We start from the raw sequence: 14,512 nt of genomic DNA on the forward strand, positions 1-14,512 counted from the left end.
ATGCTTTGTATGAAAATGAAAATGAAAGAGGGAAGAGCGAACGTGTCTACCAAGCAAAGCTTATTTGCACCGGTAACACGTTTGTAGCGTTGGGTATTTAACCCTAAACATAATCTTAAACAGGTTGGCGGCGTTCTTCTTGATAACGCTGAAGGCGTTCTACAATCGGTGGCGCCTTTTTGAAAGTACGAATTTCTTTAAACAGTTCGTTCGCTTCAGGGTAGCCTTTACTTAGATAAACAAACCACTGCTTCACTCTATTGGGGTAGTACATGCCTTTGTCCCCTTTAATTTGAAACTCTGAATAGCGCAGCAAAAGTTCAATGACTTTATCCCACGGCATTTTCTGGTGGTTGTGCTTAACGACGTTACCAAGGTTTGGAATATTGAAAGCACCACGGCAGACCATTAATGAATCGACGCCTGTTGCTTCTATGCAATCTTGACCATCTTGATAGTTCCAGATCTCCCCATTAGCAATCAACGGCAGAGATGTTTTTTCTCTTATTTGATTGATGAAGTCCCATTTGATTTCGCTGGCTTTATAGCCGCCAACTTTGGTTCTTGCATGCACGGTGAGTTCGTCAGCTTTGGCTTGTTCGATGGCATCGACGATTTCAAAGCACTCTTCCGGATGCTCCCAACCTAATCGAATCTTTGCGGACACAGGAATGTGTGCCGGTACCGCTTCTCGACAGGCGTTCACCACTTGATAGATGAGCTCTGGCTCTTTTAGCAATGAAGCGCCACCATTACTTTTGTTGACCGCTTTTGCTGGGCAACCAAAATTAAGATCGATCCCTTTCGCGCCTAAGCTAGCAGCTTGAAAAGCATTCTCGGCCATCCAATTTGGGTGTTGCCCTAGAAGTTGGAGATGGATTGGCACACCAGCCATGGTCTGAGAGCCTTGATGTAGCTCAGGGCAAATACGGTGGAACACATGCGGGGGAAGAAGTTGATCTACGACGCGCACAAACTCTGTCACACAGAGATCGTAATCATTAATCTCTGTGAGAATTTCACGCATTAGGTGGTCTAGAACGCCCTCCATAGGGCCAAGTATTACGCGCATGTTGCTTTACCAAAACTGAATGAACCGAAAAATTCGAGGCGTGATTGTACGGTGTGCTTACAGAATTGTCACTATGAGTGTGGTGCATGTCTTAATGATGGTTTCGTCTCTTAATAGCGACATCTTTGGGAGGATGGCGTTATAATATCGGAAATGCCCAATATCCAGAGCTTTCATGACATATCAATTATTAAGCCTACCAGAATCAATCACTGACATTACTCCGCAGTTTATGGAAGGTGCAATCCTTGCCTCTAACTTAGCGACCAAACCACTCGATCCAGAAGAGTGGCTGGTTATCGTTGCGCCTGAAGCGGGTAAAGAGCTGGTAAAAACGGTGACAGAACAGATTAATCGCCAGCACAACCTGATTCAGCGTAATGAATACCTATTAACAGACGTACTGGCTGAAGGTGACTTTAACGAACAGTTCGCTGATTTTTCTGAAGGCTTCATGATGGTTTGGCCAACAGTGGAAGAGCAGTGGCAGAGCGTGACAGTCGCGGATGGTACTCTGCGCATGTTGCAAGCGCTCTTAACCACCTTGATGCTTGCGATTGATGAAGAGCAAACTCAACAACAAATGATCGCTGCAGGGCTTACTACCCCACCATCGCTTGCCGATTTAGTGGGTCAAGTCGATCTGATGATCTCAGAAGTGGCAATGGCAGCGGATGAAGCTATGTTGGGCAATAAGTCCCAGAGCGTGAACCCGTTTAAAGACATCGGTCGAAACGACCTTTGCCCTTGTGAAAGCGGCAAGAAGTTTAAACAATGCTGCGGTAAAAGCAGCTAATCACGGCTTGTTGAGCAACTTAGTTTGTGTGAATAACAGACTCTCTTAATATGTTCAAAAGCTTAAGTAATAAAAAAGTCGACCTCGTGGTCGACTTTTTTGTTGTCCAAGTGTCAACGGCTTACTGTTAGTCGTTTTTCGACTTCACAAATTGAGAAATAACCACAATACCGAAAGCAACCAAGTTACCTGCAAAGATAATTACTAGCCACTGAGGCATAGAAAGATCGAAGAACTGCCACACAACCTTGCTGCAATCGCCGTAAGCCTCAAACATCCACGGAGCCCATTGGTTTAAAGGCGCCCAGCTAGGGAAGGTTACGAATAAGTCGCAGGTTGCGAAAGGGGACGGATTGAACTGGTAATCGACGTGCTCTAAAGCAAGCATCAAACCTTTGTATGCGCCAAATCCCCAGCTAGCAAGGCCTAACCAGCGTGATATTGGGTTATTCGGGGCAATCGCACCAATCATGGCGGCAACACCGATAGCGAGCATAGCAACGCGCTCATAGATACACATCACGCAAGGACCAAGCATCATCACGTGTTGGAAGAAGAGAGCGCACGCTTCAAAAAAGACAATAAAAGCCAGCAGTAAAAGCCAAGATAAACGTCCCTTAGAGAAGTCTTTGATCATTGCTAAAAAGTTCACGAATTGAATCCTGTCTATAAAATAAAAAAGCCCTGATTACTCAGAGCTTTTTATCTTGGATAAGTTTCCTAATCAACTAATATTTTTGATTAGTTAGTTATAGTTATTGTGGTTTGCGACACAGTGTTTAGCTTAGTGACCACCAGAGATAACTGGAGCGACGACTTCACCAGTGCGTTGAATGATCCAACCAGCATCGTAGAACCATGCTGTCATTGGCTCTACGATGAACACAATGCCTGCTAGGCCAACCAGTGCCAATACGATGGTGTATGGCAGCGCCATGATAACCATGCGGCCGTAAGACAATCTAATTAACGGAGCAAGTGCTGATGTTAATAGGAATAGGAATGCAGCCTGGCCGTTTGGCGTTGCAACAGAAGGTAGGTTAGTACCAGTGTTGATAGCAACAGCAAGTAGGTCGAACTGATCACGAGTGATGATGCCTTCAACCAGTGCAGTTTTCACTTCGTTAATGTAAACCGTACCGACGAACACGTTATCTGAAACCATCGATAAAATACCGTTGGCAATATAGAAGAGTGCGAGCTGTGCGCCTTTATCTTCAACGTGAAGTACTGCATCGATGACTGGCTTAAATAGAGCTTGGTCGATGATCACAGCAACAACAGCGAAGAAAACGGCAAGAAGTGCAGTAAATGGCAGCGCTTCTTCAAAGGCTTTACCCATAGAGTGTTCTTCAATAACACCCGTAAATGCTGTAGCTAAGATGATCACAGACAGGCCAATCAAACCTACTTCAGCAACGTGAAGTGCAAGGCCGACGATAAGCCAAACTGCGATTGCACTTTGAACCCATAGTTTTGCTACGTCTTGCTTTGTGCGGTTTGCACGTTCTTTGTTGTCAAACTCAACTAAGATTTGGCGAACATTCATTGGTAGGTGAGCACCGTAACCAAACACTTTGAATTTCTCGACAAGTGCACAAGTTAAAATACCGCAGAAGAAAACAGGTAGTGTTACTGGCAGCATACGGATGATAAATTCACCGAACTCCCAACCTGCTTGCTTAGCAATTACCAAGTTTTGTGGTTCACCTACCATGGTCATTACGCCACCCAGTGCAGTACCCACACCAGCGTGCATTAGCAGTGAACGTAGGAAAGCACGGTAGTTTTCTAGGTCATCACGAGTTAGCTCTGAGATCTCTTCATCATGAGTATGATCGTGCGAAGACGTTGTGCCCTTGCCTGATGCAACCTTGTGGTAGATAGAGTAGAAGCCGACCGCAACGCTAATAACTACGGCGATTACTGTTAGTGCATCTAGGAATGCTGATAAGAAAGCGGCAGCAACACAGAAGGCAACGGAGAGTAAAATTTTAGATTGGATGCCAAGCAAGATCTTCGTGAAAATGAACAAAAGCAGTTCTTTCATGAAGTAAATGCCAGCAACCATGAATACGAGCAAGAGTAATACAGGAAGGTTTGCTTGCAGCTCGTGATAAACCATTTCTGGTTTGGTCATGCCAATGGCGACTGCTTGAATAGCTAATAGACCACCCGGTTGAAGTGGGTAGCATTTGAGAGCCATAGCTAGAGTGAAAATAAACTCAACCACCAATAGCCAGCCCGCAACAAATGGGTCAACTAGGAAGAAAACAAACGGGTTGATGATTAAAAAGGAAATGATGGCAAGTTTATACCAATCAGGAGCTTTACCAAGGAAGTTCTTGATAAAAGCGTTTCCGAGAGACATCGGCATGTTAATACTCTTTTATGTTGATTATGAATAGACAAGCAATACAACATTTTGAGAATCGAGCTATAGAAATTGTTAAAAACTATGACTAACAGTGACTTAGAAAAACTACATTCCATGTAATGTTCTGTGGTCTTGCCAAGTCACTCCCTTAGAAACTCAAGCACTGCTTATTTTTGAGCGCAACTTTACTCTTAGATAACATTTAGTCAACAGGAAAAGCCCTGTAGCCCTAAAAATACCTCTTTTTTGTTGAGAAACGCGATCAAAGTAGCGCAAGCATACCACTTAAAATGTGATAAAAACCGACTAGAATCAATATTTCAGCGAAATGATTGAAAATTACAGAATAACGACGGCTTATATATGATTATTACAACTTAATATTGCAAATTAATAGCTTTAAAAATATGACCAATCCCATTGATTTTAAAGAAAAATTGTTGTGTTAACGGTTTGTTTAAATGGTGGTTTAGAGTCGCTTGCTTTACAAACCTGAGGTGCAAACGTGTGCTGAACTTTAGAGTTATAACTCTAACGGTGTTTAGGGGGAGTAAAATTTTTGAGGGTGTTTCCGCTAGGTGTGAACTAGTGGTATGATGAGTAAATTAGAACAGAATAATTAAATTGGATTGAAGTGTAGATGGTCATTAAGGCGAAGAGCCCGGCAGGATTTGCAGAGAAGTATATCATTGAAAGTATTTGGAATGGCCGTTTCCCTCCAGGTTCTATCTTGCCCGCAGAGCGTGAGCTTTCTGAGCTGATTGGTGTTACACGTACTACGCTTCGTGAAGTACTACAACGTCTTGCTCGTGATGGTTGGTTGACAATCCAACATGGCAAACCAACTAAAGTTAACCAGTTTATGGAAACCTCAGGTCTTCATATCCTTGATACGCTAATGACGTTGGACGTTGATAACGCAAGCAAAATGGTAGAAGACCTGCTTGCTGCTCGTACTAATATCAGCCCGATCTTTATGCGTTATGCATTCAAAGCAAACAAAGAAGCTTCAGAGCGTACTATCAGTAACGTGATTGAATCTTGTGAAGCGCTACTTGCGGCACCAACTTGGGATGAGTTCCTAGAATCGTCGCCATACGCTGATAAGATCAAACAAGCGGTAAAAGAAGATTCAGAAAAAGATGAAGCGAAACGTCAGACGATCTTAATCGCGAAGACTTTCAACTTCTATGATTACATGCTTTTCCAACGTTTGGCATTCCACTCAGGCAACCAGATTTACGGCCTGATCTTTAACGGTGTGCGTAAACTTTATGACCGTATCGGTAGCTACTACTTCTCTAACCCAGAAGCACGACGTTTAGCGATGGACTTTTATAAAGAGTTGTTCATTATCTGTGAAAGTGGCGAGCGCGAAACTTTGCCATTAGTGATTCGTAATTACGGTATCGCAAGTGCACAAGTTTGGAATGAAATGAAAACGACATTGCCGACGAACTTCACTGAAGACGACAGCTAAGGCATAGGTTTACTATTGTTGTTCCTGTTTAGTCAGTGACGTAAAGAAAACGAAAAAGCGGCGAGATAATTCAATTATCTCGCCGCTTTTTATTTATCTGTCGTTACTAGAAAATTATCAGTGGGTCAGTTACTTACCTATGACGAGTAATTTATCTATGTGTAGCAACTTAAAATTTATCTAGGAGTAGTAACTTAACCCGCAAACTCTTCTGAGTCTGGACGGTTGGTAAATTGCACACCGTTTAGAAAATCGCAAAGTAGTTGGTCTTCACACACTTTGTAGTTTTTGTTTTCTGGCTTGCGGAAGTAAGCGCCGATTTCGTACTTGCTCAAGCTAATGCCAACCACTTCTAGTACGTCCAAAACATCTTCTGCTTTCATGTTTAATGCGATACGAAGCTTCATGAAGATCATGTTGTTCGTCAGTGCAACTTCAGGTTTAGGTTGCTCGCCTTCTTTTTTGCCACGCTTAAGGTTGATGAAACCATTTAGGAATACCGCCAACTCTTTATCTTTCATCTTAGAGCATGACTTGTCGTTGTCATCTTTTAGCCAGTTAATCACTTGGTCATGAGCAACAGTCACATCAGCTTGTTCGATAGCTTTGATGATTTGTGCATTTTTAAGGTTTAGTGCGTGTTGAATACGACGCAAGATTTCGTTGTTAGTCACTGGGGATTCCTAAAAAGGGTTTTAGAGTAAAGAGGTGTTGGTTTAGCCTATTTTTGTCGACGAACCAATTTCTACTCTACATAGCATAGTTGACGGCGACTCTAACAGAGAACGCTAATTTTCGGTAGATATAAAAAATCCCCAATGCTGATTAACTCTTTCAAGTCAAAAATGCATTAGGGATTTAGTGATGGGTGCTTGTTATCTGACTGGAGTCAGAATTACATTACACGCATACCAGGTTGAGCACCTTCGTGTGGCTCAAGGATCCATAGGTCGCTGCCGCCAGGGCCCGCTGCTAGGATCATGCCTTCAGACATACCAAACTTCATCTTACGAGGTTTTAGGTTTGCTACCATTACAGTTAGCTTGCCTTCTAGCTCTTCAGGTTTGTATGCTGATTTGATACCAGAGAATACTTGGCGAGTCTCACCACCGATGTCTAGTTGGAACTTCAGTAGTTTGTTCGCTTTTGGTACTTCTTCACAAGAGATGATACGAGCGATACGCATGTCTACTGCTGCAAAGGCATCGAACTCAATCTCGTCTGCGATTGGCTCTTTGTCTAGCTCAGTTTGGCTTGCTTGCTCTTTTTCAGCTTCTGCTTTTTCTTTCGCTGCTGCTTCAGCGGCTGCATCTTCTTTAGAAGACTCAACCATTGCTTCCACTTTCTTAGGGTCAATGCGGTTGAATAGCGCTTTGAACTTAGTGATCTCGTGATCAGTTAGCGGAGTAGCAATCGCTTCCCACGTTAGCTCTTCGTTTAGGAAAGCTTCAGTGCGAGCTGCAAGCTCTGGCATCACTGGTTTCAGGTAAGCCATCAGTACGCGGAATAGGTTAATACCTACAGAAGAAACTTGTTGAAGCTCAGCTTCTTTGCCTTCTTCTTTTGCAAGAACCCAAGGTGCTTTTTCGTCGATGTACTGGTTAGCTTTATCCGCTAGTGCAGTGATTTCACGGATAGCACGGCTGAATTCACGAGTTTCGTATAGCTCACCGATACGCTCAGCAGCAGCAACGAATTCGTTGTATAGCTCAGGCTCTGCAAATTCAGCAGCTAGCTTGCCTTCAAAACGCTTAGTAATGAAGCCAGCGTTACGAGAAGCTAGGTTAACAATCTTGTTTACTACGTCAGCGTTTACACGTTGAGTGAAGTCTTCAAGGTTAAGATCTAAGTCATCGATGCGGCTGTTTAGTTTCGCAGCGTAGTAGTAACGTAGACACTCAGGGTCTAGGTGGTTTAGGTACGTGCTTGCTTTGATGAATGTGCCTTTCGACTTAGACATCTTCGCACCGTTCACTGTTACGTAGCCGTGTACGAATACGTTGTTTGGCTTACGGAAACCTGCGCCGTCTAGCATTGCTGGCCAGAATAGGCTGTGGAAGTAAACAATGTCTTTACCGATGAAGTGGTAAAGCTCAGTTGTGCTGTCTTTCTTCCAGTATTCATCGAAGTTTAGATCGTCACGTTTGTCACATAGGTTCTTGAAAGAAGCCATGTAGCCAACAGGTGCGTCTAGCCATACGTAGAAGAACTTGTCTTTTTCGCCCGGGATTTCAAAGCCGAAGTAAGGTGCATCACGTGAGATATCCCACTGTTGCAGACCAGACTCAAACCATTCCTGCATTTTGTTTGCAGTTTCATTCTGTAGAGAGCCAGAACGAGTCCACTCTTTAAGCATGCTTTCGAACTGAGGTAGGTCGAAGAAGAAGTGCTCAGAGTCTTTCATTACTGGAGTTGCGCCAGAAACCGCTGATTTAGGGTTAATTAGCTCAGTTGGGCTGTATGTCTCACCACAGTTATCACAGTTATCACCATACTGGTCTTCTGACTTACACTTAGGGCAAGTACCTTTTACGAAGCGGTCTGGTAGGAACATCTCTTTCTCAGGATCGAAAAGCTGAGAAATAGTGCGGCTAGAAATGAAGCCGTTCTTTTTAAGTTCTAAGTAGATGTGAGAAGCCAGTTCACGGTTCTCTTCGCTGTGTGTGCTGTGGTAGTTATCAAAGCTGATATCAAAGCCAGCGAAGTCTTTTTGGTGCTCTTCACTAACAGCAGCGATCATCTCTTCTGGCGTGATACCCATCTGTTGAGCTTTAAGCATAATTGGCGTGCCGTGAGCATCGTCAGCACAGATGAAGTTTACAGTGTTGCCACGTAGACGCTGGTATCGAACCCAGATATCAGCTTGGATATGCTCAAGCATATGGCCAAGGTGAATAGAGCCGTTAGCGTACGGAAGCGCACAAGTTACCAAAAGTTGTCTTGGATCAGTTGCCATACTTAATAATTCGCTTTTTTGATAGGTATAAATTTGAGAGGTAATACTACTTTATAACGTGTGATACGCCAAGGTATCAGACTAAGGATTCCCCTAGTTTTTTAGGGGTTCAGTCTTCATCTCGTGGGTGATAGCATAAATAAAAAAAGGAGTCCCAATGCGCAACTTTACTTCTAAGCAAGATTTCTGTTCATGGTTGAATGAGTTCGAGTCACCAATCCTCATCCCAGAGTGGGCGCTACACCAAAATATTGTATCGGTTGATCCGCGTGGATCATTTGTTATCACCTTACCTTTTGCCGCTAATCAGCTTGCGGTTGAATTGGAACAGTGGATTCACTCTCAGATTGAACAACAGCTTGTTAGCGCTTTTCAGTTTGAAGTGAAGGTGAAGCCGTCTGCGTTAGAAACCACGGTTGCGACACCATTGAAGGGGGTGAAGAACATCATCGCCGTGACATCTGCAAAGGGTGGGGTGGGTAAATCGACCACTTCAGTCAACCTTGCTTTGGCTTTATCTAAGTCTGGTTCAAAAGTGGGTTTGTTGGATGCGGATATCTATGGTCCTTCTGTACCTATGATGCTTGGCCAATTAGATGCGAAACCAGAAGTCCAGAATAACAAGTGGATGATGCCAATCGAAGCGCACGGTATTTTCACTCACTCTATCGGTTATCTTGTGTCGAAAGATGACGCTGCGATTTGGCGCGGTCCAATGGCGGCCAAGGCTTTAGGTCAGCTTGTTAACGAAACCGTATGGCCAGAGTTGGATTATCTAGTTATTGATATGCCACCGGGCACGGGCGATATTCAGCTGACGTTATCGCAACAGATCCCAGTGACCGGGGCTGTAGTGGTGACCACTCCTCAAGATTTGGCGCTAGCGGATGCACGTAAAGGCGTAGCGATGTTTGATAAGGTGAGTGTGCCAGTCGCAGGCTTAGTTGAAAACATGAGCTATCATATTTGTAGTCACTGTGGTGAGAAAGAGCATATCTTTGGTGTTGGTGGTGCCGAAGCTATGTCAGAAGAGTTTTACCTCGATATTTTGGCACAGATCCCTCTTCATATTGATGTGCGAGAAGATATCGATGCAGGTTGCCCGACGGTGATTCGTCGTCCAGATAGTGAACATACACGTCACTACTTAGAGCTTGCAGAGAATGTGGCTGCGAAGATGTTCTGGACCGGCAAGGCGAGACCAGAAGCGATTAACTTCTCTATGGTTGAATAACGAATCTATGGTTGAATAGCGCAAGTTAATCACAAAGTCGTTTAAATATAGTTTGGATTAGATAAACAGCTGTGGATTTAAGTCAATATCCATTGGGCTTGTGCAAATAGTTGTAGGCAAGTTATTTGAAAGCAAACGATTGCATTCATTAAATGCATTGATATCATCAATTTGACTGCAATTAGCTAAAATGGCGACTAGAATCTATGTGCTTTAGCCCCTATAATCAGGCGGTTTATCTCTTCCCACCACCAAACCATATCGGGTGCAAAATTAATGTCTGATAATAATCAATGTGTCATCGTAGGTATCGCTGGCGCTTCAGCTTCAGGAAAAAGTCTGATTGCTAGTACAATTTATAATGAATTGCGCGAAAAAGTAGGCGACCATCAAATTGGTGTTATCACGGAAGATTGCTATTACAGCGACCAAAGCCACTTGAGTATGGAAGAGCGTGTTAAAACTAACTACGATCACCCAAATGCACTAGATCATGATCTTTTATGTGAACATCTACAGCAGCTAATGAGTGGCAACGCCGTAGAAGTTCCTGAATACAGCTACACAGAGCACACACGTACTTCTGAAACGACTACACTTACTCCAAAGAAAGTGATCATTTTAGAGGGTATTCTGCTTCTAACAGACCCGCGTCTTCGTAAACTAATGCACGCAAGTGTGTTTATGGATACACCATTAGACATCTGTCTATTACGCCGTGTTAAGCGTGATGTAGAAGAGCGTGGTCGTACAATGGACACTGTACTTAAGCAATACCAAGAAACAGTACGTCCAATGTTCATGCAGTTTATCGAGCCTTCAAAACAACATGCAGACATCATCGTTCCTCGTGGTGGTAAAAACCGTATTGCGATTGATGTGCTAAAAGCGCACATTGCGAAGTTGTTGAAGTCTTAATCGAATAAAATTTTGCCTAAGTGACTCACTTAGCTTTATTTTTTACCGAATCAGTGGCACTTTTATAGTGCCACTTTCTTTTGGAATCTAAGCAAGGAATATGCGGATGAAGAAACTACTCATTTTCATAGCTGTACCAGTGTTTGTTGTCGTTGCAGCAATTCTGGCACTAGTGCTGTTAGTGAATCCCAACCAATTTAAGCCATTAATTGTCGAACAAGCCCAAAAACACACAGGCCTAGAGCTAGTGATCGAGGGTGATATCAGCTGGCAATTCTTCCCATCCATTGGCTTTGAACTTGGTCAAACTGAATTACGCAACCCTGAAGGTTTTACGCAACCTAACCTATTTAAGGTTGATACCGTTGGCGTTGACGTTTCGGTTACTCCGCTATTTAGCAACCAACTAGAGATCGGCAACATTACTCTAGATGGTGCAGAATTCTATTTAGAAACGCTTAAAGATGGTCGCAAGAACATTGATGCACTAACGCAAGCGTCAGCGCCTCAAGAATCTGAGCCTGCAGCAGGCACAAGTTCTGAATCAGCGCCTGCCCCTCAAGAGCAAACTACCACAGACGCATCGGGTTGGACGATCAACCTTGCAGGCGTAACTGTATCAAACGCATTGTTTGAAATGGACGACAAGCAAGCGGGTTCATTCACTAAGCTATACGATGTGTCTTTGAATCTTTCTGAGTTTGCCGTTGATACATGGACAACCGCGACATTTGCGGCTTCTGGTGAGAACAATCAACAGAAGTTCTCTGCACAAGGCAGTGCAGAATTCAAATTAGCTGAAGGCTTTGCAAGTTACGCACTTCGTAATATCGACTTAAACGCTAAGTTCAATGATCCAGCGACGTCGATTGAGTCAGCAAAAATTGGCTTGAATACGTTTGAGTTCGATAAGGTAAACCAACTGACTTACGCTGTAATCGGTAATGCAGCTGGCCTTGACCTTGATCTTAAAGGTGGCGGTGAACTTACTGTTGATAGCGCGATTTCAAAAGTAACGCTGAACAAGTTAACGTTAGACTCAACATTCAAAGGCGACACGCTTCCTCAGTCTCCAATGAAAGTCGACATGCTGTCTGACTTAAGCTTCGATCTTAACAAGAGCCACCTGAGCTTTGTGTTAGAGAAGCTACAAGCTAACGCTATTGCATTAGACGGTAAAGCAGACGTAATCCTATCTGAAATACCAAAGGTTCGTTTCTCTCTTCATAGCCCGAATATTGATTTAGATGAATTCTTAGGCTTAGGCAATACAACAGAAACAGCGAGCACAGCGCCTTCTGGTTCTGCTGGTGGTTCAACGTCAAGTTCTGGTAGTTCAGATCCAGCTAAAGAAGTGGAACCTGATCTGTCGGCTCTGAAAACGTTAGACGTGAAAGGTGACATCACGATTGATAAGTTCAAGGCGAACAACGCGAAGATGCAGAATGTTAAAACCGCATTTTCGGTTAACCGTGGTATCGCAGAGCTAACCTCATTCACCTCGAATCTTTACCAAGGTTCTATTTCTGCTACTGCAAAGTTAGACGCTCGTAAAACACCAGCGACTTACACGGCTAAGAAGAAAATCAAAGGCGTGAAAGTACAACCGTTACTGGTTGATGTTGCAGATAACGATATGCTGGAAGGTACCGGTAATATTGATGTCAACGTGAAAGGTAAGAGTCTAACTCCGACGGGTATCAAGAAAAACCTAGTCGGTACTATCGCGATTAACTTTGAAGATGGTGCAGTTAACGGCATCAACGTAGCTCAACTGATTCGAGAAAACTACGCTAAGATCAAGGGCGAGAAAGTTGAAAGCACAAATGAAGCTCAAAAAACGGACTTCAGTGCAATGAAAGCGACGCTGAAAGTGGATAAAGGTTGGGTTTCAACTAACGACTTATCAGCACAGTCGCCACTGTTACGTGTGACAGGTCAAGGTAAAGCAAACTTCATCAATGAAACGGTCGACTTCCTTGTGCGTACATCAATTGTGGGTTCACTTGAAGGTCAGGGCGGTAAGAGCATCGACGACCTGAAAGATGTGACTATCCCAATTAAGGTAACAGGTCAGTGGGCAGCCCCGAAATTTGCACTTGTTTTTGATGATGTATTGAAACAGAAAGCACAGAAAGAAATTGATCGTGGTTTAGAAAAGTTAGACGAAAAGTACGGTGACAAGATCAAAGATGAGAAAACAAGAGACGCAGTAAACGGTCTACTAAAAGGTTTGTTTAACTAGTCTTCATCTCATTTAAAAATGAACAAAGCGCCACTCCTGTTGTAGGAATGGCGCTTTTTATTTTTGGCTCGATAATACTCAAGAGAGATTCCCTATGACACTCGTCCCTCGCTCTAGGGAATGACGATAGGCCGTCGTCCTTTGTTCAAGAGCGTAACGGCCTAGTGGTCGTCATCCTCGAGAGGGAAGAATGACCGAGTCGGGGATCTCTGGTTGAAGGTGATTACCAGTCAACGCCTTGTAGCGCTTTAACACCAGATTCAAAAGCGTGTTTCACATTGCGAACTTCAGATACTGTATCTGCTATCTCAGTAAGAGTACGGTGCGCGCCACGACCTGTAATGATGACAGACTGCATCTTCGGGCGGTTATTCAACGCCTCAACCACTTCATCGAGTTCGATGTAACCGTAGCTAACCATGTAAGTCAGTTCATCAAACAGAATCACATCGATCGACTCATCAGCCAGCATGCGTTGGCACTCTTTCCATACACGCTGCGCAGCTTCAATATCTTGCGCTTTGTTCTGAGTTTCCCAAGTAAAGCCTGTGCCCATGACTTGGAACTCGACATCAAGCTTTTGCAGAACGTTTTTTTCGCCGTTATCCCAGGTACCTTTAACAAACTGAGCAACGGCGCATTTCTTACCATGACCAACTGCACGTGTAATCGTACCAAAACCGGATGTTGATTTACCTTTACCGTTACCCGTGATGACCAGCAATAGGCCTTTTACTTCTTGTGCTGCAGCGACACGTGCATCGACTTGTTCTTTTACTTTCTGTTGTCTTGCTTTGTGGCGTTGTTCTTTGTTGTCTTCAGTCGACATAACAAATCCTTTTAAGTTGTGATTGCGTCTATCATAGCCTAACTTAACGATAGCAAAAACCATCGGAAGAACAGGTGATTAGGGATGAAAAAGATACTCGTAGTTTGTATGGGGAATATTTGCCGCTCGCCAACAGGTGAAGCGGTGCTAAGGAAGAAAGCGCAACAGCTGGATATTGATGTTGTGGTCGACTCTGCGGGGACGATTGGTTTTCATCAAGGCAACCCGCCAGACTCGCGATCCAAATCTGCAGGAGAGAAGCGAGGCTACAGCTTTAAGGGGATTACTTCTCGTAAAGTGGTAGATAATGACTTCGAAGAATTTGACCTGATACTCGCGGCCGATAGGGCGAATTTAGACGACTTAATGAGCCAATGCCCAGTTCACCTCCAATACAAGCTCGCATTATTTTTGAGTTTTGGAGAGTCACAATATCAAGAGATCCCCGATCCGTATTATGGTGAGGGAAATGGTTTTGAATTGGTGTTGGATTTAATCGAAGAGTCTAGCGAAGCGATACTGCGTTCGATGTAGTGTAGGAACAATGTACGTCGTTTTGTTATCAGCGTAAGGGCTGACCGATAGGTATAAAAAAGGCCGACATT

General features: G+C 43.7%; 12 protein-coding genes. 6 read left to right on the forward strand and 6 right to left on the reverse strand.

The genetic code is table 11. The features are described 5' to 3' along the window. Positions 1-115 precede the first annotated feature (115 nt). Positions 116-1,072 (reverse strand): tRNA dihydrouridine(16) synthase DusC, encoded by a 957-nt coding sequence (gene dusC / locus ACED41_RS07615; protein ID WP_017069187.1) that lies wholly within the window; start codon positions 1,070-1,072, stop codon positions 116-118. 175 nt (positions 1,073-1,247) lie between these two features. Between dusC and ACED41_RS07620 the strand changes: the two genes are divergently transcribed. Next, the gene (locus tag ACED41_RS07620; RefSeq protein WP_371724734.1) at positions 1,248-1,868 is read left to right on the forward strand and encodes a YecA family protein; all 621 of its coding nucleotides are present in this window, start codon (positions 1,248-1,250) and stop codon (positions 1,866-1,868) included. A gap of 127 nt (positions 1,869-1,995) precedes the next feature. Here the strand turns inward: ACED41_RS07620 and dsbB are convergent, their stop codons facing one another. Together dsbB and nhaB are read right to left on the reverse strand one after the other, a co-directional pair. Further along, positions 1,996-2,505 (reverse strand): disulfide bond formation protein DsbB, encoded by a 510-nt coding sequence (gene dsbB, locus ACED41_RS07625; RefSeq protein ID WP_102394342.1) that lies wholly within the window; start codon positions 2,503-2,505, stop codon positions 1,996-1,998. Positions 2,506-2,652: 147 nt separating this feature from the next. Next, positions 2,653-4,245: a Na(+)/H(+) antiporter NhaB gene (gene nhaB / locus ACED41_RS07630; protein ID WP_102427876.1), complete on the reverse strand. Its 1,593-nt coding sequence runs from the start codon at positions 4,243-4,245 to the stop codon at positions 2,653-2,655. A 640-nt stretch (positions 4,246-4,885) separates the two neighbouring features. On the opposite strand from nhaB, the gene fadR reads away from it, so the two are divergent. Then, positions 4,886-5,725: a fatty acid metabolism transcriptional regulator FadR gene (gene fadR, locus ACED41_RS07635; RefSeq protein WP_017062161.1), complete on the forward strand. Its 840-nt coding sequence runs from the start codon at positions 4,886-4,888 to the stop codon at positions 5,723-5,725. 194 nt (positions 5,726-5,919) lie between these two features. On the opposite strand, the gene ACED41_RS07640 is transcribed toward fadR, so the two are convergent. Together ACED41_RS07640 and metG are read right to left on the reverse strand one after the other, a co-directional pair. Beyond that, entirely contained in the window at positions 5,920-6,399 is a 480-nt protein-coding gene (locus ACED41_RS07640; protein WP_010437231.1) for a DUF1456 family protein, read from the reverse strand. Between the two features lie 221 nt (positions 6,400-6,620). Continuing rightward, positions 6,621-8,681 carry a methionine--tRNA ligase gene (gene metG / locus ACED41_RS07645; RefSeq protein ID WP_017062160.1) on the reverse strand — a complete coding sequence of 687 codons (2,061 nt, stop codon included), beginning with the start codon at positions 8,679-8,681 and terminating at the stop codon, positions 6,621-6,623. A gap of 157 nt (positions 8,682-8,838) precedes the next feature. Here metG and apbC point away from each other — a divergent pair, with 157 nt between their 5' ends. The 3 genes from apbC (at position 8,839) to ACED41_RS07660 (ending at position 13,078) form a co-directional block, all read left to right on the forward strand. After that, positions 8,839-9,915, forward strand: coding sequence for an iron-sulfur cluster carrier protein ApbC (apbC, locus tag ACED41_RS07650; RefSeq protein WP_017063474.1), 1,077 nt, complete (start codon positions 8,839-8,841; stop codon positions 9,913-9,915). A 276-nt stretch (positions 9,916-10,191) separates the two neighbouring features. Beyond that, positions 10,192-10,833 carry a uridine kinase gene (udk, locus tag ACED41_RS07655; protein WP_004734002.1) on the forward strand — a complete coding sequence of 214 codons (642 nt, stop codon included), beginning with the start codon at positions 10,192-10,194 and terminating at the stop codon, positions 10,831-10,833. 106 nt (positions 10,834-10,939) lie between these two features. Then, positions 10,940-13,078: an AsmA family protein gene (locus tag ACED41_RS07660; RefSeq protein WP_102427874.1), complete on the forward strand. Its 2,139-nt coding sequence runs from the start codon at positions 10,940-10,942 to the stop codon at positions 13,076-13,078. A 223-nt stretch (positions 13,079-13,301) separates the two neighbouring features. Here ACED41_RS07660 and cobO read toward each other — a convergent pair whose 3' ends face one another. Then, entirely contained in the window at positions 13,302-13,907 is a 606-nt protein-coding gene (gene cobO, locus ACED41_RS07665) for a cob(I)yrinic acid a,c-diamide adenosyltransferase (protein ID WP_017062158.1), read from the reverse strand. 84 nt (positions 13,908-13,991) lie between these two features. On the opposite strand from cobO, the gene ACED41_RS07670 reads away from it, so the two are divergent. Beyond that, the gene (locus ACED41_RS07670; RefSeq protein WP_017067202.1) at positions 13,992-14,441 is read left to right on the forward strand and encodes a low molecular weight protein-tyrosine-phosphatase; all 450 of its coding nucleotides are present in this window, start codon (positions 13,992-13,994) and stop codon (positions 14,439-14,441) included. Positions 14,442-14,512: the final 71 nt, after the last annotated feature.

It is taken from the genome of Vibrio sp. 1F255 (assembly GCF_041439145.1).
Lineage (GTDB): Bacteria > Pseudomonadota > Gammaproteobacteria > Enterobacterales > Vibrionaceae > Vibrio > Vibrio crassostreae_C.